This window comes from Pseudomonas triticifolii (assembly GCF_014358015.1).
Classification (GTDB): Bacteria; Pseudomonadota; Gammaproteobacteria; order Pseudomonadales; family Pseudomonadaceae; genus Aquipseudomonas; species Aquipseudomonas triticifolii.
The window spans coordinates 1-25,343 of record NZ_JACONV010000007.1; the positions used below are offsets into that span (position 1 = coordinate 1).

General features: G+C 59.3%; 24 protein-coding genes. 10 read left to right on the plus strand and 14 right to left on the minus strand.

Going from position 1 to position 25,343, the window contains the following annotated elements; translation table 11 throughout:
- Positions 1 to 75: 75 nt before the first annotated feature.
- From H8S56_RS12230 to H8S56_RS12260, 7 genes are all read right to left on the minus strand, one after another.
- A complete protein-coding gene (locus H8S56_RS12230; RefSeq protein ID WP_187518775.1) occupies positions 76 to 900 on the minus strand; it encodes an alpha/beta fold hydrolase in 825 nt (274 codons plus the stop codon).
- Between the two features lie 226 nt (positions 901 to 1,126).
- A complete protein-coding gene (locus tag H8S56_RS12235; protein ID WP_187518776.1) occupies positions 1,127 to 1,459 on the minus strand; it encodes a DOPA 4,5-dioxygenase family protein in 333 nt (110 codons plus the stop codon).
- A 124-nt stretch (positions 1,460 to 1,583) separates the two neighbouring features.
- Entirely contained in the window at positions 1,584 to 2,201 is a 618-nt protein-coding gene (locus H8S56_RS12240) for an immunity protein Imm33 domain-containing protein (protein WP_187518777.1), read from the minus strand.
- A 120-nt stretch (positions 2,202 to 2,321) separates the two neighbouring features.
- Complete coding sequence (locus H8S56_RS12245) at positions 2,322 to 2,723, minus strand: hypothetical protein (protein ID WP_187518778.1); 402 nt, start codon at positions 2,721 to 2,723, stop codon at positions 2,322 to 2,324.
- Positions 2,724 to 2,871: 148 nt separating this feature from the next.
- Complete coding sequence (locus tag H8S56_RS12250; protein ID WP_187518779.1) at positions 2,872 to 3,288, minus strand: hypothetical protein; 417 nt, start codon at positions 3,286 to 3,288, stop codon at positions 2,872 to 2,874.
- Between the two features lie 317 nt (positions 3,289 to 3,605).
- Positions 3,606 to 3,911, minus strand: coding sequence for a hypothetical protein (locus H8S56_RS12255; protein ID WP_187518780.1), 306 nt, complete (start codon positions 3,909 to 3,911; stop codon positions 3,606 to 3,608).
- Between the two features lie 420 nt (positions 3,912 to 4,331).
- Positions 4,332 to 5,282 carry a choline sulfate utilization transcriptional regulator gene (locus tag H8S56_RS12260; RefSeq protein WP_187518781.1) on the minus strand — a complete coding sequence of 317 codons (951 nt, stop codon included), beginning with the start codon at positions 5,280 to 5,282 and terminating at the stop codon, positions 4,332 to 4,334.
- Between the two features lie 114 nt (positions 5,283 to 5,396).
- Between H8S56_RS12260 and betC the strand changes: the two genes are divergently transcribed.
- The 3 genes from betC to H8S56_RS12275 all read left to right on the plus strand — a co-directional run bounded on the left by betC (position 5,397) and on the right by H8S56_RS12275 (position 9,879).
- Positions 5,397 to 6,902 (plus strand): choline-sulfatase, encoded by a 1,506-nt coding sequence (betC, locus tag H8S56_RS12265; RefSeq protein WP_187518782.1) that lies wholly within the window; start codon positions 5,397 to 5,399, stop codon positions 6,900 to 6,902.
- A 37-nt stretch (positions 6,903 to 6,939) separates the two neighbouring features.
- On the plus strand, positions 6,940 to 7,875 hold the full coding sequence (gene choX, locus H8S56_RS12270) for a choline ABC transporter substrate-binding protein (RefSeq protein ID WP_187518783.1): 936 nt from the start codon (positions 6,940 to 6,942) through the stop codon (positions 7,873 to 7,875).
- Positions 7,876 to 8,310: 435 nt separating this feature from the next.
- The gene (locus H8S56_RS12275; protein WP_024695467.1) at positions 8,311 to 9,879 is read left to right on the plus strand and encodes a SulP family inorganic anion transporter; all 1,569 of its coding nucleotides are present in this window, start codon (positions 8,311 to 8,313) and stop codon (positions 9,877 to 9,879) included.
- A gap of 61 nt (positions 9,880 to 9,940) precedes the next feature.
- On the opposite strand, the gene aroE is transcribed toward H8S56_RS12275, so the two are convergent.
- Both aroE and hemF read right to left on the minus strand, forming a co-directional pair.
- On the minus strand, positions 9,941 to 10,762 hold the full coding sequence (gene aroE, locus H8S56_RS12280) for a shikimate dehydrogenase (protein ID WP_024685167.1): 822 nt from the start codon (positions 10,760 to 10,762) through the stop codon (positions 9,941 to 9,943).
- Between the two features lie 236 nt (positions 10,763 to 10,998).
- Positions 10,999 to 11,913: an oxygen-dependent coproporphyrinogen oxidase gene (gene hemF, locus H8S56_RS12285; RefSeq protein ID WP_187518784.1), complete on the minus strand. Its 915-nt coding sequence runs from the start codon at positions 11,911 to 11,913 to the stop codon at positions 10,999 to 11,001.
- 170 nt (positions 11,914 to 12,083) lie between these two features.
- Between hemF and H8S56_RS12290 the strand changes: the two genes are divergently transcribed.
- Positions 12,084 to 13,061, plus strand: a complete 978-nt coding sequence (locus H8S56_RS12290; protein WP_187518785.1) for an NADPH:quinone reductase — start codon at positions 12,084 to 12,086, stop codon at positions 13,059 to 13,061.
- Positions 13,062 to 13,085: 24 nt separating this feature from the next.
- Here the strand turns inward: H8S56_RS12290 and H8S56_RS12295 are convergent, their stop codons facing one another.
- From H8S56_RS12295 to H8S56_RS12305, 3 genes are all read right to left on the minus strand, one after another.
- Positions 13,086 to 13,643 (minus strand): L-threonylcarbamoyladenylate synthase, encoded by a 558-nt coding sequence (locus tag H8S56_RS12295; RefSeq protein WP_004882479.1) that lies wholly within the window; start codon positions 13,641 to 13,643, stop codon positions 13,086 to 13,088.
- A gap of 37 nt (positions 13,644 to 13,680) precedes the next feature.
- On the minus strand, positions 13,681 to 14,793 hold the full coding sequence (dprA, locus tag H8S56_RS12300) for a DNA-processing protein DprA (RefSeq protein WP_187518786.1): 1,113 nt from the start codon (positions 14,791 to 14,793) through the stop codon (positions 13,681 to 13,683).
- A gap of 123 nt (positions 14,794 to 14,916) precedes the next feature.
- Entirely contained in the window at positions 14,917 to 15,942 is a 1,026-nt protein-coding gene (locus H8S56_RS12305) for a LysM peptidoglycan-binding domain-containing protein (protein WP_187518787.1), read from the minus strand.
- Between the two features lie 124 nt (positions 15,943 to 16,066).
- Here H8S56_RS12305 and def point away from each other — a divergent pair, with 124 nt between their 5' ends.
- From def to trkA, 4 genes are all read left to right on the plus strand, one after another.
- The gene (gene def / locus H8S56_RS12310) at positions 16,067 to 16,573 is read left to right on the plus strand and encodes a peptide deformylase (protein WP_024685173.1); all 507 of its coding nucleotides are present in this window, start codon (positions 16,067 to 16,069) and stop codon (positions 16,571 to 16,573) included.
- Between the two features lie 61 nt (positions 16,574 to 16,634).
- Positions 16,635 to 17,579 carry a methionyl-tRNA formyltransferase gene (gene fmt, locus H8S56_RS12315; protein ID WP_024695471.1) on the plus strand — a complete coding sequence of 315 codons (945 nt, stop codon included), beginning with the start codon at positions 16,635 to 16,637 and terminating at the stop codon, positions 17,577 to 17,579.
- Complete coding sequence (gene rsmB / locus H8S56_RS12320; protein ID WP_187518788.1) at positions 17,576 to 18,886, plus strand: 16S rRNA (cytosine(967)-C(5))-methyltransferase RsmB; 1,311 nt, start codon at positions 17,576 to 17,578, stop codon at positions 18,884 to 18,886. Before fmt ends, rsmB begins: the two co-directional genes overlap by 4 nt.
- 46 nt (positions 18,887 to 18,932) lie before the next feature.
- On the plus strand, positions 18,933 to 20,306 hold the full coding sequence (gene trkA / locus H8S56_RS12325; RefSeq protein ID WP_024685176.1) for a Trk system potassium transporter TrkA: 1,374 nt from the start codon (positions 18,933 to 18,935) through the stop codon (positions 20,304 to 20,306).
- 472 nt (positions 20,307 to 20,778) lie between these two features.
- Here the strand turns inward: trkA and H8S56_RS12330 are convergent, their stop codons facing one another.
- Together H8S56_RS12330 and H8S56_RS12335 are read right to left on the minus strand one after the other, a co-directional pair.
- The gene (locus H8S56_RS12330; RefSeq protein WP_187518789.1) at positions 20,779 to 21,666 is read right to left on the minus strand and encodes a lysophospholipid acyltransferase; all 888 of its coding nucleotides are present in this window, start codon (positions 21,664 to 21,666) and stop codon (positions 20,779 to 20,781) included.
- Positions 21,667 to 21,703: 37 nt separating this feature from the next.
- Complete coding sequence (locus H8S56_RS12335; protein ID WP_024686668.1) at positions 21,704 to 22,255, minus strand: DNA-3-methyladenine glycosylase I; 552 nt, start codon at positions 22,253 to 22,255, stop codon at positions 21,704 to 21,706.
- Between the two features lie 79 nt (positions 22,256 to 22,334).
- On the opposite strand from H8S56_RS12335, the gene glyQ reads away from it, so the two are divergent.
- The gene (gene glyQ / locus H8S56_RS12340) at positions 22,335 to 23,282 is read left to right on the plus strand and encodes a glycine--tRNA ligase subunit alpha (protein ID WP_002551326.1); all 948 of its coding nucleotides are present in this window, start codon (positions 22,335 to 22,337) and stop codon (positions 23,280 to 23,282) included.
- A complete protein-coding gene (glyS, locus tag H8S56_RS12345; RefSeq protein ID WP_024686667.1) occupies positions 23,279 to 25,333 on the plus strand; it encodes a glycine--tRNA ligase subunit beta in 2,055 nt (684 codons plus the stop codon). The genes glyQ and glyS overlap by 4 nt, the downstream gene beginning before the upstream one ends.
- The last annotated feature ends 10 nt before the right edge of the window (positions 25,334 to 25,343 follow it).

Sequence of the window (25,343 nt, forward strand, 5' to 3'; positions counted from 1 at the left end):
AACACAGCCTTCGCGGACAAGTCCGCTCCCACGTGGAGAACGCATCCCACGTGGGAACCGGACGCGGGATGCGCGTTACGCGGTCTTCTGATGCAACCCTGCCAGAAACGCCATCAATGCACCCGACACAAACTCCGGGTTCTCCAGGTTGGCGATATGCCCGGCTTTGGGCACCAACACATAAGGGCAGCCGATCAGGCGAGCCATCTCTCGGGTTTCTTGCGGGGGACGGGGGATGTCAACATCGCCGCACATCACCAGCGTCGTGTCCGCATCCAGTTTATGGAGAAGCCCAAGCCGGTCTTCACGACCAAAGATGATGCGACCCAGCGGCACCACCGTCTGGCGTACCTGCTCTGGGTTCATGCTGGCCAGCGCCGATCGAAACGCCTGATACAGCGGTGACTGAGGATCGATCCCGGGCCGGAAGAATATCGGCACCACAACGTCCAGAAGCGGCTCGGGAAACACACCGGCTGCCTGCACCTTATCGAGCAGAGAAAAATAGTACGCCTGCTTGGCCTCGCTTTCCTTGCCCAGATAGGTGTCCATCAACACCAGCCCGTTGAAGCGCTCAGGCGCTGAAGTCGCAGCGATAGCGCCCCACATGCCACCGACCGACAGCCCGATGAGGGTGCAACGTTCGATGTTCAAATGATCGAGCAATGCCAGCGCGTGGCGCGCGAGATCATCCAGATTCCGGGTCCCTTCAGGAAACGCACCCGACTCACCATGCCCCCACAGGTCCGGCACAATCACGCGGTACTGACTGGCGAGCAGATCAAGCTGCGCGCTCCACATGTTCCGGTCCCACAGGTAACTGTGGCCAAGCAACAGCACTGGCCCGCTGCCCTGATCAGAATAGTGAAGCGTCTTGCCTTCGATGACTGCATTCGGCATGTATCATGATCCTCTCTGTATCGATCCAAGCATTCATTGCATACCCATAAAACAAGGCTGCAACCACCCCCGATGCCTGATGCTCAGGCACCTCCATGATCACTTTTTGGCTCTCTGCACCTCAAAGGACCAACCAGTCACATTTTGGCGGGGGCTATATTACACCGAACATTTTGCCTGTCAGTCGACATAGCATCGTGGCAAAACAGGCCGGGGGCCTGGCCTGTCAGTCATCAAAAACACTCAAATCCAAAGGCCGCACCGCGCCCATCCAGATGGCATGCTCGGTGTGATCGAGCCGTTCATCGCCCGTCAGCGGATGCGTAAACACCACCAACCCATTGCGATTCAACGCCAGCCAGAGCATGACGTCAGCGAATTGCGCATGCTCGAAAGCCAGCTGACAACTCCAGTCCGGGTGTGGACCGACGCGCTTTTGATGGACGCGTCCCATCTGCACAGCAAATTTCCCGGCCGCGGCTTCGCACAACGCTTGGGCCTGGTCGAGGGTCTGGACGTCGAAATAAACATGGGCGTGGTAACCGTGGACATCTTGCATGGGGATAAAGACTCCTTTCGCGGCTGAAGACCTGACTGACGCAGGTGTGGGTCCAGCCTTGATCATTTTTCTCGCGTGTGGGCCGATAGTAGGTCCTGCATGATGGTTGATAAAGCGTAGCCGTCTAGCTTTTATCTCTCCATGCTTCGCCGGCTATCCCATAAAACCGATAGCCAAATGGCAACGCTAAAAACTTCACCAGATCAGGACGATGCTCCGCTACATGGTGTGCATGGACGGTCTTAAGCGTCTTGGTATCGCCGTTATACCGGCCTGTGGTTATCCACCAGCCAGACATATGTTCGGGTGACGAATAACGAACGCCCTCAGCAGGATCACCCTCGAGCACACCGTCAGAAATAACGATCAGCTGATCGTGGCGTGGGACGGAATACTCGACCCCGGCTTTCGCACACATTGCATGCTGCTCCGCCCACATAGTCAGGGTGGCCGTGATGCCGAGTACATAGTCGCCTGTTAAAGGAACCTGTTCAAAAAATACCAGTTCCTGACAATCATTGAGCTGCATTTTTGTTATCCAGGAGCCATAGCCCAGCGTTTCATTTGAAGAAATTTCATGACCCATATCGAGATAGTTAGCAACCGTCTCAATAAACGCTATCGCGTGTTCTTCCAAGTCGTCATCATGAATCTGAACAGTTATCTCGTAACCATAATGTTGTAAAAGCCCTTCCGTGTTTAATAGCAACCCAATGTCATTTATGGAAGTTTTTATCTTCACTGTTTGCTCCCTCTAAAGCGGCGCAAACGCCCTCAGATCGTTTACAGGCTAATCAGGCAAGGCGTCTACGCAGACATATACGCTCACTCCCTATGCACAGGTGAAGCCAACTCCAGACAATCAGAGACTCTCTTCTGAGATCTCTTTGCCTATGGCAACAGCGTATGCCCCATACGAAGGCTCTAACTCCACTACTAAAACAGAGCCATTCCGAAACGCCTCAAGTTTTTTATCCAGGAAGGACGAGTACTTTGGGGACAGCTTGAAATCCGCGTCTTCCAGCGCGTAGGCGTATTTCATCAGGCGCATGACTTCGCTGCTGGCTCCAGCATGATCATTCGGGCTTAATACACGTAAAGAATTGATTATATTTCCCTCCTCGAAATCAGTAACCCTAAGCTTTTCCAGGCCAGAGACTTTGATTTTGGTGGTTTTACCGTCAGCGTAAACCTCCATAAAAAGCGTGTCATCCATAACAGCAATGGACATCATTTTTCCATCATGAAAATTGCTAGATAGCATAGCGCTGATCACCTTCTAGGTTTAGCCCCCTCACGACTTATCTACGTTAGCAAGGCGGACTCAAAGTTAATGCCACTTACCTAAACTGAATCAAAAAAAGTCATCCACCCCAACGCTCTGAATTTTGAATGAGCCTCTACATAAAAAGTTATATTTTGCCAAGTAGTTCTAAACTAACGCTTTCCGCCAATGCAATAAATGTTGCACCGCAAACAGCCTCAAGCTCGAACAACACAAGCTTGCCCGTACGGACGAGTTCCAATTTCTGTAAAAAGGTGGAGTCCTTTAGCTCTCCTGTTTCAGGATCGCGCCCCCACAACAGAAAAAATAAACAATTTGCGGTTTCTACTTCTTGCTCTTTACTGACATCGAAAAAATTGACGCGATCAACAATATTCAAAACCGTCATATTATTAAGGACAAATCTATCGATACCTTTAACAACTATTTGATAGGACTTCTTACCCTCCCATGGGCTTGTTACCCGTACTCGAACGTGTTTTTCAATTGAACATACATGGATAGATTCAAATGTGGCCTCTACTAAAACATCCCACTTATTCATAAAGCCCCCTCAATTTCTCGACAAAGGTAAATAAGCATGATCAGGGTGCTCTCGAACGCGGCCCAGCCACTCATGCACATGAGGTGTATTACCCACTAATATCAAGCTGCGTCATCAGTCTGGACATTTATTTCGCCCAACCATAATTGTGCAACAGCCCATCGGCTTTAACATCAGCCCATGATTATCCAGGAATAACATTTATCTTCAATGGTCACTCCTCTCGGCGAGGCGCTAAAACGCTTACCCATTGACAGCGGTTAAAGTAAGGCTTGTACGCATACATACAAGCCCATGCCTCTTAAAACAAGGAAAAATTAATTCCAGATAACCAGAGGAAATCCTGGCCTCAAAAGCTGCATAGCCTCCGGCCCTTGAAATCCATCCGGAGTCATATCAATTCTAATTTTTGCTAAACCTTCGAACACCAGCTCAATTTCTCGCTCACTTTCTGAAACATTTATAAGTTTTTTCCCCTGCAGACTTTTCACAGTAGAGCCAATAATACAATATGAATTGTTGATATTTAATATGACGCCTCCTGCGAAAAACAACTGAAAGCAATCATGTACTACACATACAGTTTCAATATTATTTCCAACAAGGCTGGCAAGAACACTCATCGCATAATACTCCACTATTCAATTGGAAAATGACTCTTTGAGTTTGGCAACGTACGTCCTGTATAGGGGTCGACACCCTGACCTGACCTTTTTTCGCATTTAATATAATCATATTTGTAACCTGGGCTTTTCCCTAACGGACGTGCAAACGCCATTCACGCTTCAAATACTGAAAACTTTTTAATGCTTTGAACGTTACGCGCCGGACAGTCCAGCATTATCAATATCGCATAACCCACTAATATCAAGCTGCGGATACAAGGCTGCAATTATCTCAGAGCCACTACCTAAGTAATGCTAAAAAAGAGCAAAAGTAAACTCGCCCACTTCCGCAAACCATGTAGGAAGTTTCCGTCTAATTTGATAAGTCGCTTCTAACCCGTTAGATATTCGGGGTCATGAGTGCTGAAAAATACCCGATCACACCGCAATCGACGGCAGCGGCCTGCCCGCAAGCGAAACCCCGCTCAACGCCTGCTCGCTGGCCAGCCAGTCGACGAATTGCTGGACGATCTGTACGCGGCGTTTGCGCTGTGGCAAGACGACGTAGTAGCCGTAACCGGAAACCGCCGAGGCTGAGATGGGGCGGCACAGCAGGCCTTGTTCGAGCAGGTCGTCCACCAGATGCCGCCAGCCGATGGCCACGCCCTGACCGCCGATGGCGGCCTGGATCAGCAGTGTGTAATTGTCAAAGCGCAACTGCCCGGGTGCCGGTGACTGGGGGATGTCGAGGGCCCGGAACACGCCGCCCCAGTCGAACCAGTTGTTATTGCTTTCGCCACGCAGGTGCAGCAGTGGAAATTCGCGCAGCGCATCGTTGGCCAAGGGCAGTTCTCGACCTGCAATCAACTGTGGGCTGCACACTGGAAACACTTCCTCGTTGAACAGCCAATGGCTCTGGCCCTGCTTGAAGCGCCCATCGCCGAACAGCACAGCGACGTCGATATCCGGGCGCAGCATGCTGTGGCTGCGCTCGCTGGTCACCAGGCTGACGTCTACGTCCGGGTTGAGCTTGTGGAAACGGTGCAATCGGGGCATCAGCCAATAGGAGGCGAACGCAAAATCCGTCGCGACCTGAAGCACTTCATGCTGGCGCTGATCGGTAATGGCGACCAGCCCGCTTTCGATGGACTGCAAGCCGGTCTGCACATGACTGAACAGCACCTCACCGGCTTCGGTCAGCTCGATGCCGCGGTAGATGCGGTCAAATAGCCGGGTCGCCAGTTGCTCTTCAAGCCGCTTGATCTGCTGGCTGACCGCAGGCTGCGTGGTGCCCAGTTCGATGGCCGCAGCGGTAAAGCTGCGCGAACGGGCAGCCGCCTCGAACGCGCGCAACAGATCCAGCGAGAGATCACCAAGCGATTCATACATAAGTGCTGCTTATCCTAGGTATATCTTCATATGGGCTTTACCACAGCCAGTATGGCCTTCATTCTCGTTGGCAGCACTTTCGCATAACTATTCACTATGGGATGCAGCGATTACATGAAGCGCAAAAATATTCTGTTCATCATGGCCGATCAAATGGCCGCGCCAATGTTGCCGTTCTACGCCCCGTCTCCGATTCTGATGCCGAACCTGTCTCGCCTCGCCGATCAGGGTGTGGTGTTCGAGTCGGCGTACTGCAACAGCCCGTTGTGCGCACCCTCGCGTTTCACTTTGGTCAGCGGTCAGTTGCCCAGCAAGATCGGCGCGTACGACAACGCTGCCGACTTCCCGGCAGATATCCCGACCTACGCTCACTACCTGCGTGCGCTGGGTTACAAGACCGCGCTGTCGGGCAAGATGCATTTCTGCGGCCCCGATCAATTGCATGGCTACGAAGAACGCCTCACCAGCGACATTTACCCGGCAGACTACGGCTGGTCCGTGAACTGGGACGAGCCGGACGTGCGCCCCAGCTGGTATCACAACATGTCGTCGGTGCTGCAGGCCGGGCCGTGTGTGCGCACCAACCAGCTGGACTTCGATGAAGAAGTGGTCTTCAAGGCGCAGCAATACCTGTACGACCATGTGCGCCAGGACGGCGATGCGCCGTTTTGCCTGACGGTCTCAATGACCCATCCCCACGACCCGTACACCATCCCCCGACCGTTCTGGGATCTGTACGACGACGTCGAAATACCGATGCCCCCACTGCACGCCAACCAGCAGGCGCTGGACCCGCATTCACAACGCCTGCTCAAGGTCTACGATCTATGGGACAAGCCGTTGCCGACGCACAAGATCCGCGATGCGCGGCGCGCCTACTTCGGTGCCTGCAGCTACATCGACCTGAACGTAGGCAAGCTGATGCAGACACTCTTTGAAGTCGGTCTGGCAGACGACACTATTGTGGTGTTCTCGGGCGATCACGGCGACATGCTGGGTGAGAAAGGGCTCTGGTACAAAATGCATTGGTTCGAGATGGCCGCGCGCGTGCCACTGGTGGTCTATGCACCGGGCCAGTTCAAGCCACGTCGCGTGAAAGCGTCGGTGTCCACGGCTGATCTGTTGCCGACCTTCGTCGACCTGGCCAATGGCAAGCTGGACAAAGGATTGCCGCTGGACGGTCGCTCCCTGCTGCCGCACCTCAAAGGCAAGGCCGGTCACGATGAAGTCTTTGGCGAATACATGGCCGAAGGCACGACCAGCCCGTTGATGATGATCCGTCGCGGTGCCTACAAATTCATCTATTCGGAGCAGGATCACTGCCTGCTGTTCGACGTGAAGAGCGATCCGAAGGAACTGGAGGACCTGAGCCAGTCTCCCGACTATCAGCAACTGTTCAACGACTTCCTGGCCGAAGCAAGGGCCAAGTGGGACATACCGGCGATACACCATCAGGTGCTCGCCAGCCAGCGCAGGCGACGTTTCGTCGCCCGGTCGCTGGCAACCGGCAAGCTGAAGAGTTGGGATCACCAGCCACTGGTCGACGCCAGTCAGCAATACATGCGCAACCACATTGATCTGGACGATCTGGAGCGCAAGGCACGTTATCCACAACCCTGACACTGCCCACACCAAGAAAATCAAAAGGGGTATACCGATGAGAACGTTATTCACCGCACTGGCGGTCAGTGTCATGGCATTGGGCGGCGTCGCGGCACACGCCGATGACGCCAGTTGCAGTACGGTCAAAATGGCCGATCCGGGCTGGAGCGACATTGCCGCCACCAACGCGATCACCAGCCTGGTGCTCGAAGGCATGGGCTACAAGACCAAGATCGACACCCTTGCAGTGCCGATTGCCTATGGCGGGCTGAAGGACGGACAGCTGGACGTATTCCTGGGTAACTGGATGCCTGCGCAGCAGGGTTTCTATGACAAGTTCGTGGCCACCGGAGACGTCACGCAACTGGCCAAGAACCTCGAAGGCACCGAATTTACCCTGGCCGTGCCTGACTACGTCTGGGACGCGGGCGTGCATGACTTTGCCGACCTGAACAAATTCGCCGACAAGTTCAGCAAGAAAATCTACGGCATCGGCTCCGGCGCGCCCGCCAACCTGTCGCTGCAGGAGATCATCAAGAAGAACGAATTCGACCTCGGTGGCTGGAAACTGGTGGAGTCCAGCGAGCAGGCCATGCTCGCCGAGGTCAATCGCAACGTGAAACGCAAGTCGTTCGTGGTCTTTCTCGGCTGGACCCCGCATCCGATGAACGTGCAGATCAAAGGCATGCACTACCTCAAGGGTGGCGAGAAATACTTCGGTGACACCGGCTCCGTCTTCACCCTGACCCGTAAAGGCTACGCCGACGCCTGTCCAAACTTGGGCAAGCTGCTGACCAACCTGAACTTCACGCTGGACATGGAAAACACCATCATGGCTAACGTGGCGAACAATAAAGTCAGCAACAGCGAAGCCGCCAAGGCCTGGATCAACGCCAATCCGGCCGTGCTGGAAAAATGGCTGGATGGCGTCAAGACCCTCGACGACAAGGACGCGCTGGCGGCCGTGAAAGCGAAGCTTTCGCAGAACTAGGTCTGCGGGTACGCGCTCGACCTGAGGGGGCGGCTTGCCGGCGATGAGGCTCCCACGATTTATCAGAAACATCGCCGTCACCATTCATCGCCGGCAAGCCGCCTCCCACACTTCTGTGTTTGCTGCCAGCCAGTGCAGCCCCGAACAGGCGTCCGTATCTCACACGGGAAAATAGTGTTTCTTCAGTGAGTTACGAATCGCTGAATGAAAGGCAACTGACTGAACAAAAACCGCTTCTGTGGGAGCGAGCTTGCTCGCGAAAGGGCCCGCGCTAACGCCACAGCCTGTACCTTTAGCTACGCAAGCACGCTCACTCCGCAGGCTCTGCGTTCACTCAGGAAAAACCATGTGGAGCGAAAAGCACAGGCCGCGGTCATCATCAGATCGAGCCACAGCGTGTAACCTTGGCGGCAATCCACCACTCAAGAGGGACTGATGCGCTGGTTAAACCGCCATAAATTCCTGCCTTTTCTCGCCTGGCTGCCTCAGCAGACTCGCACCAGCGTCGGACGTGATGCGCTGGTGGGGTTGAGCGGCGCGATTCTGGCGTTGCCGCAATCCATCGCTTACGCGCTGATCGCCGGGCTGCCTCCCGAGTACGGGCTGTATGCCGCCATCGTGCCGGTGATCATCGCCTGCCTGTGGGGCTCTTCGTGGCATTTGATCTGCGGCCCGACGGCTGCCATTTCCATCGTGCTGTACGCCAGCGTCAGCCCGCTTGCGGTGCCAGCCAGTCAGGATTACATCACGCTGATTCTGCTGATGACCTTTATCGCGGGAGTGTTTCAGTTGCTGCTGGGCATGATGCGCTTCGGCGCGCTGGTCAACTTCGTCTCGCATTCCGTGGTGGTCGGTTTCACCCTGGGTGCCGCCGTGGTGATTGCGCTGGGGCAAATGCCCAACCTGATGGGCCTCGACCTGCCCAGCCAGACCACAGCCCTCAACAGCCTGACGGCGATGCTCGAACATCGTGGCGAAATCGACCTGCCGTCCCTCACGCTGGGCCTGATGACGCTGGCGCTGGGCATCCTTCTGAAATCCCTAGTGCCACGCTGGCCTACATTGCTGATTGCGCTGGTGTCGAGCAGCCTGCTGGTCTGGCTGTGGCCCGCCATGTTCGGCCACATCAGGCTCGTCAGCGCCTTCGTCGGGCACTTGCCGCCGTTCAGTCCGCTGCCGCTGGATGCCGAGCTGATCCTCAAGCTGCTGCCAACGGCGGTAGCGGTGGGCATGCTCGGGCTGGTCAACAGCCTGTCGATTGCGCGCTCGCTGTCGACCCGTTCGCAGCAGATGCTCAACGCCAATCAGGAAGTCCGCGCGCAGGGCCTGTCGAACATGGTGGGCTCGCTGTTTTCCGGTTACCTGTCGGCAGGCTCGTTCACCCGTGCGGCGCTGAATTACGAAGCCGGGGCCAGTTCGCCACTGGCCGGGGTCTTCTCCGCGCTCTGGGTCGCGCTGTTCGCCGTCGCAGGGGCCTCGTTGATTTCGCACATCCCGATCCCGAGCATGGCGGCGTCGATCCTGCTGATTTGTTGGGGGCTGGTGGACCGTCGCGGTATCGCTGCGTTGTTCCGGGTCAGCCGCGCGGAGTTCTTCGTGATGGCGCTGACCTGCCTGGCCACGCTGCTGCTGGAGCTACAGACCGCGATTTACGCTGGCGTGCTGGCTTCGCTGTTCTTTTACCTCAAGCGCACCTCGCAACCTCGCGTGCAGCAATGGCGTGAAGACGACGAAGACATTCTGCGCGTCGGCGGCTCGATCTTCTTCGGTGCCAGTCATTACCTGCAAACCCGCCTGCAACGTACTCAGGGCCAGCGCGTGGTGATCGAGGCGCAGCAGATCAACTTCATCGATTACTCAGGCGTCGAAATGCTGCATCAGGAAGCACGCCGCCTGGCCAGACAGGGCAGGGCGCTGGTGCTGCGCCATGCAAGGCCGCAAGTGATCGAAGAGCTGCATAAACTGGAAGGGGCCGAGAAATGCCCGATTGTGTTTGAGGATTGATGGGGGGCTCTGATCATGCCGATGCATGGGCATGGGCATGGGAACGGTCAGAGCGTGTGCATCAGTTCGCCAACTGCCTGCGCAACTCCGCCAGCACCGGCGCTGAATCCGGGCGCACGCCGCGCCACAGCAGGAACGCTTCGGCGGCCTGTTCGACGAGCATCCCCAGACCATCGACCGACTGCGCAGCGCCGTGCTCGGTGGCCCAGCGGCAGAATGCCGTCGGCTCTTTGCCGTACATCATGTCGTAGCAGAAGGTCTTGCCCGGCTCGATCAGGCCGGGCGAGATCGGCGGCAGTTCGCCTGCAAGGCTGGCGGATGTGGCGTTGATGATCACGTCCACCGACTCCTGGAGCCAGTCGAAACTACTGGCGAACACGGGACCGAGATCCGCGAACTCCTGCGCCAGCTTTTCGGCTTTTGCCACCGTGCGATTGGCAATCACCAATGCCAGCGGCTGTTGCGCCAGCAGCGGCTCAAGCGCGCCACGCACAGCGCCGCCCGCACCCAGCAACAGGATGCGCTGCCCCCGCAGGCTTACGCCGCAATTGACGGTCAGATCACGGACCAGCCCGGCACCGTCGGTGTTGTCGCCCAGCACTTTGCCGTCGTCGAGCTTGCCCAGCGTATTGACCGCGCCAGCACGTTTGGCGCGCTCGGTCAGACGGTCCGCCAGGCGAAAGGCTTCTTCCTTGAACGGCACCGTGACGTTGGCACCGCGCCCCGTCTGGAAGAACGCGCGGGCGAATGCTGTGAAATCGTCCAGCGGCGCCAGCGACGTCTGGTAATCCAGCGACTGCCCGGTCTGCTCGGCAAACAGACGATGAATCAACGGCGACTTGCTGTGGCCGATGGGGTTACCGAAGACGACGTACTGGTCCATTGGGGTTCCTGTTGATGTAGTGCAGCGCCTGCAGCGCTCGGTCTCGCAAACGGCGCTCGGTCTGCTGAAGAAACGCTATCTGACGTGGGAGCGGACTTGTCCGCGAAAAGGCCGGTGCATACGACGCATAGGCAGTGGTTGAAATACTGCCTTCGCGGATCAGGCCGCTCCCACGACGCCCGGTATTTGCCTGGAGACGTGGTGAGGCCTCCCACGGCCTTGACTGCACAGTGCAATCATTCCTCAGCCAACCAGTCCCGATCCGTCAGGAAGTACTCGGTCAACCGCGCCTCCTCGCTGCCCGGCGCGGCTTTCCAGTCGTAGCCCCAGCGCACTTGCGGCGGCAGCGACATCAGGATCGATTCGGTGCGGCCACCCGATTGCAGACCGAACAGCGTGCCACGGTCATACACCAGGTTGAACTCCACATAACGCCCGCGGCGGAATTCCTGAAATTCGCGCTGCTGCACGGTGTAGGCGTTGGCCTTGCGGCGGCGCACGATCGGCAGATAAGCATTGATGAACGCATCGCCAATCGCCCGGATGAAGGCAAAGCTGGTGTCGAAATCCCACTGGTTCACATCGTCGAAGAACAGGCCGCCAATCCCGCGCGGCTCATCACGATGCTTGAGGTGGAAGTAGCTGTCGCACCAGGCCTTGTAACGCGGGTAGACGTCGGCGCCAAACGGCGCACAGGCCCGCTCGGCAACCCGGTGCCAATGCACGCAGTCTTCTTCCACGCCGTAATAGGGCGTCAGGTCGAAACCACCGCCGAACCACCAGACCGCTTCTTCGCCTTCTTTCTCGGCAATGAAGAACCGCACGTTGGCGTGAGACGTCGGCACGTGAGGGTTGTGCGGGTGGATCACCAGCGACACACCCAACGCCTCAAAGCCACGCCCGGCCAGCTCGGGACGATGCGCGCTCGCCGAAGGGGGCAGGTTGCTGCCGAACACATGGGAGAAATTCACGCCGCCTTTTTCGATGACTGCGCCGTTCTCGATCACCCGCGTACGGCCACCACCGCCCGCCGGGCGTGTCCAGGCATCTTCAACGAAGTGTGCGTTGCCATCTTCCTGTTCAAGCGCAGTACAAATGCGATCCTGCAGATCGAGCAGGTAAGCCTTCACGGCCTCGGTGCGGGTACTCATGGCGATCCCTTACGGCTGACATCAAACGGCTGAGCCCCCGGAACACAGGCGGCGCAGGCAAATTGGCACGTAGCATACCATCGCAGCACAGGCGTGGCAGTTGACGAGGGTCGGGGGAAAGCGTTCGATAGGGGCTTTCGCAATCGGTTTAACCTTCATGGAGAGAGCACATGGCAAAGCGTATCCAGTTCAGCACTGTCGGAGGACCCGAGGTACTTGAATACGTCGATTTCGAGCCCGAAGCGCTCGGTCCGCAAGAGGTGCTGGTGCGCAACAAGGCCATTGGTCTTAATTTCATCGACACCTATTACCGCAGCGGCCTGTACCCGACACCTGCGCTGCCGTCCGGTCTTGGCACCGAAGGCGCGGGCGTAGTCGAAGCAGTGGGCGATGAAGTGACGCGTCTGGCCGTGGGTGATCGAGTGGCCTACGCCACCGGCCCGCTGGGCAGTTACAGCGATGTTCACGCACTGCCGGAAGACCATCTGGTGAAGCTGCCCGACTCGATCAGCTTCGAACAGGCCGCTGCCGTCATGCTCAAGGGCCTGACCGTTCAGTACCTGCTACGCCAGACCTACCAGGTCAAACCGGACGACATCATTTTGTTCCACGCTGCGGCGGGCGGCGTCGGATCGCTGGCCTGTCAATGGGCCAAGGCACTGGGTGCGAAACTGATCGGCACGGTCAGCACACCGGAGAAAGCGGCACACGCCAAGGCACTCGGCGCTTGGGAAACCATCGATTACAGCCATGAAGACGTTGCCAAACGGGTGCTGGAGCTGACCGACGGGAAGAAATGCCCGGTGGTTTACGACGGCGTCGGCAAAGACACCTGGCTGACCTCGCTCGATTGCGTGGCACTACGCGGCCTGATGGTGAGTTTCGGCAATGCTTCAGGCCCGGTGTCCGGCGTGAACCTGGGCATCCTGTCGCAAAAGGGCTCGCTGTACGTCACTCGCCCTACACTGTTCAGCTACGCCAACACTGCGCAGAACCTGCAGGCCATGGCCACTGAGCTGTTCGACATGCTCGCCAGCGGCAAACTGAAAGTCGGCGAGATCAAGCAGTACGCGCTGGCCGATGCGGCCCAGGCGCACATCGAGCTGTCCGCACGCCGCACCACGGGATCGACGATTCTGATCCCGTGACGCGTGCCGTCGTTCGCGTCCGGGTCAGCCGGCGCGAACGACCTGGGCGGTGGCGATATCGCGAATCACGCTGGGGTTTCGGCGACCACCCAGGCTGCCGCCGAGCACAAGATCAATCTGGCCTCGGAAATACTGCTCCACGCGCAGTCGCGACTTGGCGGCAGGCCGACCTGCGGGGTTGGCAGACGTCGAGATCAACGGTCCGACCAGCGCGCACAACTCACGTACGGTCGGGTGATCCGTGACGCGCAGGGCAACGGTCTCGTGGATGCCGGTAATCCACTCCGGCAACAGGTTCTGATGTGGCACCAGCCAGGTGTTGGGGCCGGGCCAGGTGCTGGCCATTCGGTCCAGCCACAGCTCCGGGAAGTCTTCGAACAGAAAGTCGAACTGGCGAATGTTGTCGGCAATCAGAATCAGGCCTTTCTCCACAGGCCGTGACTTGATCGCCAGCAGCCGATAGACCGCCTCTTCATCCCACGGATCGCACCCCAGCCCCCACACCGCTTCGGTTGGATAGGCAATCACCGCTCCAGCCCGAATATCACGAGCGGCTTGTTGCACACGCCAACTGCTGACCATTGTCATCTCTCCACGAAATCCTGGCGGCAGTTTAACCTCAGGGCGCTCTGGCGAACCATCGTCCCGCCTCACTGCTTATCCGTCCGTCGAGCTCAAGCTCGGTCAGTGCCGCCAGTACCTTGGGCAACGGCCAGCCACTGGACACCGACAAGCCCTCGCTGGTGTGCGGCGCGGCGTGCAGCAAATCGAGCAACGGATGATTGCAGGCAGGCGCCGAGGCTGATTCAGGCGCTTCTGGCGCGGTGACATGCCAGTGTTGCAAGCCTTCCAGAATGTGATCGACGGTTTCGACCAGCGTCGCGCCGTCGCGAATCAACTGGTGGCAGCCTTTGGCGCCTGGGTGATGAATCGAACCCGGTATCGCATACACCTCGCGGCCATGTTCAGCCGCAAGGCGTGCCGTAATCAACGAACCACTCGCGACACTGGCTTCGACCACCAGCACACCCAGCGACAACCCGCTGATGATTCGATTGCGTCTCGGGAAGTTGCCAGGCTGCGGTCCGGCATCGAGCGGGAACTCGGAAATCACCGCGCCGCCCTGCGCGGCCATCTGCGCCGCGAGTGTCCGATGCTGCTGTGGATAAAGTTTTTCGAGTCCCGTACCAAGGACGCCGATTGTAAGACCCCCGACATCCAATGCGCCCTGATGCGCCGCGCCATCGATACCCCGCGCCAGACCGCTAGTGATCACAAAACCGGCACTGGCCAGGCTTCTGGCGAAGGCTGTTGCGGTGTCCATTCCAGGCCTGGATGCACGTCTGCTGCCGACCATTCCCAGTTGCGGTCGCTCAAGGATCGAAGGGTCGCCAGCGATGAACAGCAGCGGCGGCGGATCGGCAATCTGCGCTAGCAAGGCGGGGTAGCCAGGGTCGTCCCACATCAGCAAATGCTGGCCCGGACGCTCTAGCCAGGCCAATGCAGCGCTGGCACCATCACGCACCGAAGGATCACGACGAGCCTCGGCACTGGCATTCGGAAGGCCCAGCGCCCGCCATGCACTGGCGGGTGCTGCCAGTGCCGCAGAGGCGCTACCAAAGGCATCGATAAGACGGGAAAAGCGTTTCAGCCCGACCTCGGGCAAGCGGTGCAGACGAAGACGGGCTTCCAGTTCCGAGGGCGACGGAACGGCTTTTTCGAACAGCGGCATGAGATCGTCCTTGATCAATTGTGTACCTGAAACAGTGCACAAACCTGTGGATAACTCTGTTGACAACAATTTGATAAATCAGCGCTTCGGCGGGAAAATCCGTATCAAAACCGAAGCATGCCGTCAGGGGTTGCGGACCTTGTCCATAATGGCCAAAGATCGATTGGCGTGCAGGACCAAGGCGTAACTAAGCTTGTCGTAGGTGCGGAAAACCATCAGCAGCCCTGACCGTTCGTCCGGGATTTTCACCTGCTCACCCGTGACCCGGTCGCGGACCATTTCGCCGGTTTTGTAGATCGCCAGCACGTTGCCTTCAGTCAGACCGTCACGTCGCCCCTTGTTGAGCGTGACCACATCCATGACACCCACCTGAGTCACACCGCGTGGCACATCCAGAATCAGACCTTCGACAGGCGCTTGCGGAGCGCTGGGCATGAAAGATGAATTGATCGCCCGCTCTTCGCTGGTGAACAGGCGGTCGCCCAGCCGGACTTCCTGCGTGGAGCGCTGCAGCATCAAGGTCGAGACATCGCCTTCGGTCGCCACGACTTCGCCACCGCCGATATCGTCGGCGTTGATGCCCAGCACTTCCTGGGTTTCGGGGTCGGTGTAGATCTTGCCCTGACGGAAAATGCCATACACGGTGTGGGAAGGGTCCAGCGCACCGCGCGCATACACCCGGTCGCCACTGCCGCTGAGCACACGCTCGGCGTTACCCGCGACGATGTAAGGGGCCTGCTGAAACTGCTCGGCGTCATCGACGATCCGGTTGCTGATCAGAAAGGCATTGATCGCCCCCAGCGGAATGCTGGGAATGGCCTCGACCATCGGCGTACTGCGCACACGCGGTGACAATTTGATCGTTCCGCGCGACTCGCCCCGATTGAGCGTCACGCGGGGCTGGCCGTCCACGTAGTCGAGCGAAAGCGTATCGCCCGGATAGATCAGATCGGGATCGCGGACCTGCGGATTGGCGCGCCAGATCTCGCGCCACTGCCACGGTTCACGCAAAAACTTGCCGGAAATGTCCCAGAGCGTGTCACCTGCGACAACGGTGTAACGCTGCGGATGGCCTTCCCTGAGTTGCACTTGCGCCTGGGCAAGACCGCTGGCGGTCAACAGCAGCAGGGCGAGTAGTGATTTCCTCATGCGGTGAATCCCTTTATCATGTTGCCTCGCGTGAACAATAGAGTCCCATCATGGGCTGCCTGCTTTGACGTCCCGAGCCCGCAGCCGACATTGACTTTACCTTAACAGTGCAGCTCTTACGTATATGGCTATTTTAAACATCCTCGAATTTCCCGATTCGCGCCTGCGCACCATCGCCAAACCTGTGGCGATAGTAGACGACGGCATTCGCCAGTTGGTCGACGACATGTTTGAAACCATGTACGAAGCGCCTGGCATCGGGCTGGCTGCGACCCAGGTCAACGTCCACAAACGTGTGGTCGTCATGGACCTGAGCGAAGATCGCAGCGAGCCGCGCGTGTTCATCAACCCTGAAATCGAAATGCTGACCGATGAAATGGATCAGTATCAGGAAGGCTGCCTGTCGGTGCCCGGTTTCTATGAGAACGTTGACCGTCCGCAGAAGGTGCGCATCAAGGCGCTGGGCCGCGACGGCCAGCCTTACGAGCTGGTTGCCGAAGGCCTGCTGGCGATCTGCATTCAGCACGAGTGCGATCACCTGAACGGCAAGCTGTTCGTCGACTACCTCTCCAACCTCAAGCGTGACCGGATCAAGAAGAAGCTGGAAAAGCAGCACAAGCTCAACGCCTGATCCGTCATCACCTCTAAAAGGCCTGTCGAAGGCCTTTTTCTTTTTTCAGAACGAGAAGTCCATGACTGAGCCACTGCGCATCGTCTTCGCCGGCACCCCGGAATTCGCCGCCGAACACCTCAAGGCCCTGCTCGACAGCCCTCATCAGATCGTTGCGGTCTACACCCAGCCTGATCGCCCGGCCGGTCGCGGACAAAAACTGATGCCCAGCCCGGTAAAACAACTGGCGCTTGAACACCATGTGCCCGTCATGCAGCCACCGACGCTGCGCGCGCCCGAGGCTCAGGCCGAACTGGCCGCCCTCAAGCCCGACTTGATGGTGGTGGTCGCCTACGGCCTGATCCTGCCGCAAGTGGTGCTGGATATTCCACGTCTGGGCTGCATCAACAGCCACGCCTCGCTGCTGCCACGCTGGCGCGGTGCCGCACCCATCCAGCGCGCCGTGCAGGCGGGCGATGCCGAAAGTGGCGTGACAGTGATGCGCATGGAGGCCGGTCTCGACACGGGTCCCATGCTGCTCAAGGCCGTGACGCCTATTACCGCGCAGGACACCGGTGGCACGCTGCACGACCGTCTTGCCGAACTCGGCCCGCCTGCGGTGCTGCAAGCCATTGCCGGTCTGGCCGACGGCACGCTGATCGGCGAGGTTCAGGACGACAGTCTTGCCAACTACGCTCACAAATTGAACAAGGACGAAGCGCGCATCGACTGGACACGACCGGCCGACGAGCTGGAACGTCTGGTACGTGCATTCAATCCGTGGCCGATCTGTCACAGCACGTTGAACACTGAAGCGCTGAAAGTCCTGGCGGCCGAACCGGCCGAAGGGCAGGGCGCACCGGGCACGATTCTGAGCGCCAGCAAAGACGGTCTGATCGTCGCCTGCGGCCAGAACGCCCTGCGCCTGACGCGCCTGCAACTGCCGGGCGGCAAACCATTGAGCTTCACTGATCTGTTCAACAGCCGCCGCGAGAAATTCGCCGTCGGCACGGTGCTTGGCCAATGAACCCGCGTCTGGCCGCTGCCAAGGCCCTGGCTGCTGTTCTCAGTGGCAAGGCGTCGTTGAATAGCTCGCTGCCCACGCAGCTGGACAAGGTCGAGCTGCGTGATCGCGGCCTGACTCAGGACCTGGCGTTCGGCACCGCACGCTGGCAGCCACGCTTGTCGGCCCTCGCCGCCAGACTGCTGCAAAAGCCCTTCAAGGCCGCCGACGCTGACGTCGAAGCCTTGCTGCTGGTCGGCCTGTATCAACTGTTCTACAGCCGCATGCCTGCCCACGCCGCGATTGGCGAAACCGTGGGTTGTGCCGACAAGCTGAAAAAGCCGTGGGCCAAGGGTTTGCTCAACGCCGTACTGCGCAACGCACAGCGCGAAGGCGAGGCGCTGCTGACCGAGCTGGAACACGACCCTGTGGTGCGCACAGCTCACCCACGCTGGTTGCAGAAAGCCCTGAAAGCCGCATGGCCTGAACACTGGGAAGCGATCTGCGCCGCCAACAACGCGCATCCGCCGATGATCCTGCGGGTCAATCGTCGTCACCACAGCCGTGATCAATACCTTGGGCTGCTGCAGACTGCCGGGCTTGAAGCCAGCGCCTGCACGTTCAGCCAGGACGGCATCGTACTCGCCGAGCCCTGCGACGTGCGCTCGTTGCCCGGCTTTGCCGAAGGCTGGATCAGCGTTCAGGACGAGGCCGCGCAACTGGCCGCCGACCTGCTGGAACTCGCACCCGGTCAACGCGTGCTCGACGCCTGTTGCGCGCCGGGCGGCAAGACCTGCCACCTGCTGGAAGTGCAGCCGCAACTGGGCGGGGTGGTCGCCGTGGACCTTGAAGCCAAGCGTCTGGTGCGCGTTCGCGAGAACCTCGGCCGCCTGGGCCTGGACGCCGAACTGATCGCCGCCGATGCGCGGGAAACCGCTCAATGGTGGGACGGCAAGCCGTTTCAGCGGATTCTGCTCGACGCGCCCTGCTCGGCCACCGGCGTGATCCGTCGCCACCCAGACATCAAGCTGACCCGTCAGGCAGACGACATCGTGGCCCTAGCGACGCTGCAAGGCGAACTGCTCGACGCGCTGTGGCCTACGCTTGAAGTGGGCGGCATGCTGGTTTATGCAACGTGCTCGACACTGCCCACGGAAAACACCGAGGTGATCGAAGCGTTTCTGGCCCGCACATCGGGTGCCCGCGAGCTGGACATCGCAAGCGACGCCGGTATCAAACAGACGCATGGCCGGCAATTGCTGGCTCAGCAGGGCGGTCACGACGGCTTTTACTACGCCAAACTGATCAAGATCGCAGCGGCGCGGGCGTGAACAGGCCGCTGGCAGCACTGCTTACGAATTTCCATGGAGTGAACGGTTGAAAATCATCATTCTGGGCGCAGGTCAGGTCGGCGGCACGCTGGCCGAGCATTTGGCGGGCGAAGCCAACGACATCACCGTGGTCGACACCGATAGCGACCGGTTGCGCAACCTGGGCGACCGTCTGGACATCCGGACCGTGCAGGGCAAGGGCTCGTATCCCGCCGTGCTGCGTCAGGCCGGGGCCGAAGACGCCGACATGCTGGTTGCCGTGACCAGCAGTGATGAAACCAACATGATTGCCTGTCAGGTGGCGTACACGCTGTTTCACACGCCGACCAAGATCGCGCGAGTGCGTGAAGCGGCCTACCTGACGCGCTCGGAGCTGTTCGACAACAGCGCTATTCCAGTGGACGTGCTGATCAGCCCGGAACAAGTGGTCACCCATTACATCAAGCGCCTGATCGAGTACCCCGGCGCACTGCAAGTGATCGACTTTGCCGAAGGCAAGGCCCAGCTTGTGGCCGTCAAGGCGTATTACGGCGGGCCGCTGGTGGGTCAGCAACTGCGCCAGCTCAAAGCACACATGCCCAATGTCGAAACCCGCGTCGCCGCGATTTTCCGCCGTGACCGTCCGATCCTCCCGCAGGGCGACACGGTGATCGAAGCCGACGATGAAGTCTTCTTCGTCGCCGCCAAGGCCGACATTCGTGCAGTGATGGGCGAAATGCGCCGCCTGGACGAAAGCTACAAACGCATCGTGATTGCGGGCGGTGGCAATATCGGCGAGCGACTGGCTGAAGCCATCGAGAGTCGCTATCAGGTCAAGATCATCGAGATGAACCCGGCACGCTGCCGTTACCTCTCGGAAAATCTGAACAACACTGTCGTGCTGCAAGGCAGCTCTTCGGACCGTGACCTGCTGATCGAAGAAAACATCGACAACGCCGACCTGTTCCTGGCGCTGACCAACGATGACGAAGCCAACATCATGTCGTCGCTGCTCGCCAAACGGCTGGGCGCACGCAAGGTCATGACCCTGATCAACAACCCGGCCTACGTCGATCTGGTGCAGGGCGGGGAAATCGACGTTGCCGTCAGCCCGCAACTGGCGACCATCGGCACACTGCTGGCTCACGTGCGACGCGGCGACATCGTCAGTGTCCACTCCCTGCGCCGGGGCGCAGCCGAAGCCATCGAGATCGTTGCGCACGGCGATTCGAAATCCAGCAAAGTCATCGGCCGCGCCATTAAAGATATCAACCTGCCGACCGGCACCACGATTGGCGCGATCATCCGCAACGAAGAAGTCCTCATCGCACACGACATCACCGTGATCGAATCAGGCGATCAGGTGATCATGTTCCTTGTGGATAAAAAGTACATCCGCGACGTGGAGCGGCTGTTTCAAGTGGGGTTGAGCTTTTTCTGATCACCCAGTGGGAGTGAGCTTGCTCACGAAGAGGCCGGCACATCAGCTGAAACAGTAGCGCCCGAACCACAGCTTTCGCGAGCAAGCTCGCTCCCACGAAGTGCACGCGCACACTCCCAGTGGGAGCGGACTTGTCCGCGAATAGATCGGTAAATTCCTCCCCGTGGGACCGGGCGGCGCTCCGCCTGTCCGCGAATGGGCGGTGTATTCAGCCGAAGTGGTGCGTCTGGAAGGCAGTCTTCGTGGACAAGTCCACTCCCACAGGCTGAACGCCGGTTTCAGCCGGTGGAAGCAAGCCTGCTCGCCCGAGGGAGCGGACCGGGCGGCGCCCCCCTTGTCCGCGAATACTATGGTTCAGCCGCTGAATATGTGTCGGATGTACCGGCCTTTCGCGGACAAGTCCGCTCCCACTGGCTGAAACCGGTTTTCATCCAGGCAGGAGTGGACCGGGCGGCGAGGTTGAAGCGCCAGATCAATACCAGCGCTTCTCACCCTCGGGACGTTTCTTGAAGCGTTTCATGGTCCACATGTACTGGCTCGGGTACGCGCGCACGTATTTCTCGACCACTTTACTCATCGCCGCTGCCGAGGTTGCGGTGTCGGTGCTGTACATCGCTTCAGGCGCGGCTTCCAAAACAACCTTGTAACCCGAACCGTCCGGCAGGCGCATGGCGTGCAGGAAGACGCCGACGGCTTTGCCGCCTGCCAGCATGTTGGGCACGAACTTGCTGGTCAGGGCCATGGTGCCGCAGAAGGGCACGAAGATGCCGGCGGACTCTGCCGGTTCCGGGTCTGCCGGAATGCCGACCGAGCCACCCTTGCGGACTTCCTTGATGACGCTGAGGATGCCTTCTTTAGTGGACGCCGCCACGCGGTTGCCCAGTTGAACCCGCTGCTTGCGCAACAAGTCATCCACGGCCTTCAACTTGGGCGGGCGGTAGAAGATGATCGGCTTGCACTGGCTGCAATAGAAGTGGTTGAGCACTTCCCAGTTGCCCAGGTGGCTGGTGATGCCGACCACGCCCTTGCCGGACGCCAGCGCATCCTTGAGCACGTCGAGCCCTTCGACTTCGCGCACCAGATTGATCGATTTCTGAGCAGGCCAGATCCACGCGCAGGCGCTCTCGGTCAGGGTCTTGCCGATGTCCATGAGGCTTTTGCCGACCAGCTTTTCAAGCTCAGGCCCGCTCAGCTCGGGGAAGCATTTGGACAGGTTGATCCGCGCCACTTCGCGCGAACGGTTGGGAAGTTTCCACATCAGCCAGCCAATGGCGGTGCCGACCCACTGCACGGCGCGCCAGGGCAGAAGTGCAAACAAGCGTAACGCCCCGACCATCATGGCGCCTTTGAACTTTTCCACAGATCACTCCCGGATTCTTGAGGCAGGCATTGTACCTTCAGCGGCTCAGGATCGCGTACCGATCGCAATCGACGGTGTGGTCCATCACCATACCGCTGGCCTGCATGTAGGCGTAACAAATGGTCGGACCGACAAAGGTGAACCCGGCCTTTTTCAGCGCCTTACTCATGGCTTCGGCTTCGGCGGTAATGGCGGGCACTTCGCTGCGGTCCTTGAAGTGGTTGATCTTCGGCTGATCGCCAACAAAGGACCAGAGCAGGCCGACCGGGTCTTTCAGCGCCAGCCAGGCCTTGGCATTGGTGCGCACGGCCTTGAGCTTGAGGCGGTTGCGGATGATGGTCGGATCGAGCATCAACGCGTCGATTTCAGCATCGGTCAGTTGCGCCAGACGCTCGGCATCGAAACCGAACAGCACCTCGCGATAACGGGCCCGGCGCTTGAGAATCGTGATCCAGGAAAGGCCGGCCTGGAACCCTTCGAGCAAAAGCAACTCGAAGAGCTTCTGCGCGTCGCGCAGCGGCACACCCCACTCCTGATCGTGATAGGCGATGTAAAGGGGGTCTTCGTTGCACCAAAAGCAGCGTGTCATAGGGCTCCCGAGAGTGGACGTGCAGCCGAATCGGGTATACTCCCGCTCTTTGAATCGCAGCCCAGCACAGGTGAAATTTGTGAGCCAGCCTACGCCAGCCGTGCGTACCTTCCAAGACTTGATCCTCGCCCTCCAGCAATACTGGGCAGAACAAGGTTGCGTGGTACTTCAGCCCTACGATATGGAAGTAGGCGCCGGCACCTTCCACACCGCCACGTTTCTGCGCGCCGTAGGCCCGGAAACCTGGAATGCCGCCTACGTTCAGCCAAGCCGTCGTCCTACTGACGGCCGCTACGGCGAAAACCCGAACCGCCTGCAGCACTACTATCAGTTCCAGGTGATCCTCAAGCCGAACCCGGACAACTTCCAGGAGCTGTACCTGGGCTCGCTCAAGCACATCGGCCTCGATCCGCTGGTGCACGACGTGCGTTTCGTCGAAGACAACTGGGAGTCGCCGACGCTGGGCGCATGGGGTCTGGGCTGGGAAATCTGGCTCAACGGCATGGAAGTCTCGCAGTTCACCTACTTCCAGCAAGTGGGCGGCCTTGAGTGCTACCCGGTGACTGGCGAGATCACGTATGGCCTGGAACGTCTGGCCATGTACCAGCAGGGCGTGGACTCGGTTTACGACCTGGTCTGGGCTGACGGTCCGTTCGGCAAAGTGACTTACGGCGATGTGTTCCACCAGAACGAGGTGGAGCAATCGACGTACAACTTCGAACACGCCAACGTCGACAAACTGTTCGAGCTGTTCGACTTCTACGAAAGCGAAGCCGCGCGCCTGATCGAACTCGAGCTGCCATTGCCGGGTTACGAAATGGTCCTCAAGGCCTCGCACACCTTCAACCTGCTGGATGCCCGTCGCGCCATTTCCGTGACCGCGCGTCAGCAGTACATCCTGCGTGTACGCACCCTGGCGCGCTCGGTGGCTCAGGCGTATCTGCAAGCCCGGGCCAGACTTGGCTTCCCGATGGCACCGCCCGATCTACGCGATGAAGTGTTGGCTAAGCTGGAGGCTGCACAATGAGTGCTCAAGATTTTCTGGTCGAACTGGGCACCGAAGAACTGCCACCCAAGACCCTCAGCTCCCTGGCAGACGCGTTTCTGGCAGGTATCGAGAAGGGCCTGCAGAGCGCAGGCCTGACGTACAGTGCCAAACAGGTCTACGCCGCGCCGCGTCGTCTGGCCGTGCTGATCACCGAGCTGTCCACACAGCAGCCAGACCGCAGCGTCAATCTGGACGGTCCGCCGCGTCAGGCTGCGTTCGACGCTGACGGTAACCCGACTCAGGCTGCCCTGGGCTTCGCCAAGAAATGCGGCGTGGACCTGAGCGAAATCGATCAGAGCGGGCCGAAGCTGCGTTACAGCCAGAACATCGTCGGCAAGCCGACCGTGTCGCTGCTGCCGACCATCGTCGAAGACTCGCTGAACGACCTGCCGATTGCCAAGCGCATGCGCTGGGGCGCTCGCAAGGAAGAGTTCGTGCGTCCGACCCAGTGGCTGGTCATGCTGTTCGGCGATCAGGTCGTCGATTGCACGATCCTGGCTCAGACGTCGGGTCGTCATTCCCGTGGTCACCGCTTCCATCACCCGGAAGATGTGCGTATCTCCTCGCCTGCCGGTTACCTGAGCGACCTGCGAGCCGCCAATGTGCTGGCCGACTTCAACGAACGTCGTCAGATCATCAGCAAGCGCGTCGAAGAGCTGGCCACCCAACAGGAAGGCACCGCCATCGTGCCGCCAAGCCTGCTGGACGAAGTGACCGGCCTGGTCGAATGGCCGGTTCCGCTGGTGTGCTCGTTCGAGGAACGCTTCCTTGAAGTGCCCCAGGAAGCACTGATCACCACCATGCAGGACAACCAGAAGTACTTCTGCCTGCTGGATGCCGACGGCAAGCTGCTGCCGCGCTTCATCACGGTCGCCAACATCGAGAGCAAGGACCCGGCGCAGATCATCGCCGGTAACGAGAAGGTGGTCCGCCCACGCCTGACCGACGCCGAGTTCTTCTTCAAGCAGGACAAGAAGCAGAAGCTGGAAACCTTCAACGAGCGCCTGAAGAACGTCGTGTTCCAGGCCCAGTTGGGCAGCGTCTACGACAAGGCCGAGCGCGTGTCGAAGCTGGCCGCCTACATCGCACCACGCATCGGCGGCGACGCCCAGCGTGCGGCGCGTGCGGGTCTGCTGTCCAAGTGCGACCTGTCGACCGAAATGGTCGGCGAGTTCCCGGAAATGCAGGGCGTGGCGGGTTACTACTACGCCAAGGCCGACGGCGAAGCCGAAGACGTGGCACTGGCGCTCAACGAGCAGTACATGCCTCGCGGCGCAGGTGCTGAATTGCCGACCACCCTGACCGGTGCGGCCGTCGCCATTGCGGACAAGCTCGACACGCTGGTGGGCATTTTCGGTATCGGCATGCTGCCCACCGGCAGCAAAGACCCCTACGCACTGCGTCGTGCAGCGCTGGGCATCCTGCGCATTCTGATCGAGAAGAAGCTGGACCTGGACCTGATCGAGACGGTGAAATTCGCCGTCACCCAGTTCGGAGCCAAGGTCAAATCGGCCGGTCTGCCGGAACAGGTGCTGGAGTTCATCTTCGACCGTCTGCGTGCGCGTTACGAAGACGAAGGCGTCGAAGTGGCCGTGTACCTGTCGGTTCGCGCGTTGCAGCCAGGTTCGGCGCTGGATTTCGATCAGCGTGTGCAGGCCGTTCAAGCCTTCCGCAAGCTGCCACAGGCTGCTGCGCTGGCAGCGGTGAACAAGCGCGTCTCGAACCTGCTGAGCAAGGCCGAGGGCAACATTGCCCAGACCGTCGAGCCCAAGTACTTCGACAACGCCAACGAGTTCTCGCTGTATTCGGCCATCCAGCAAGCCGACCACGCTGTGCAGCCAATGGCCGCCGAGCGTCAGTACAGCGAATCGCTGGCGCGTCTGGCCAGTCTGCGTGAGCCGGTCGATGCCTTCTTCGAAGCCGTGATGGTCAACGCCGAAGACGCCAACGTACGTGCCAACCGCTATGCGTTGCTGGCCCGTTTGCGTGGCCTGTTCCTGGGCGTTGCCGATATCTCGCTGCTGGGCTGACAAGGGGTCG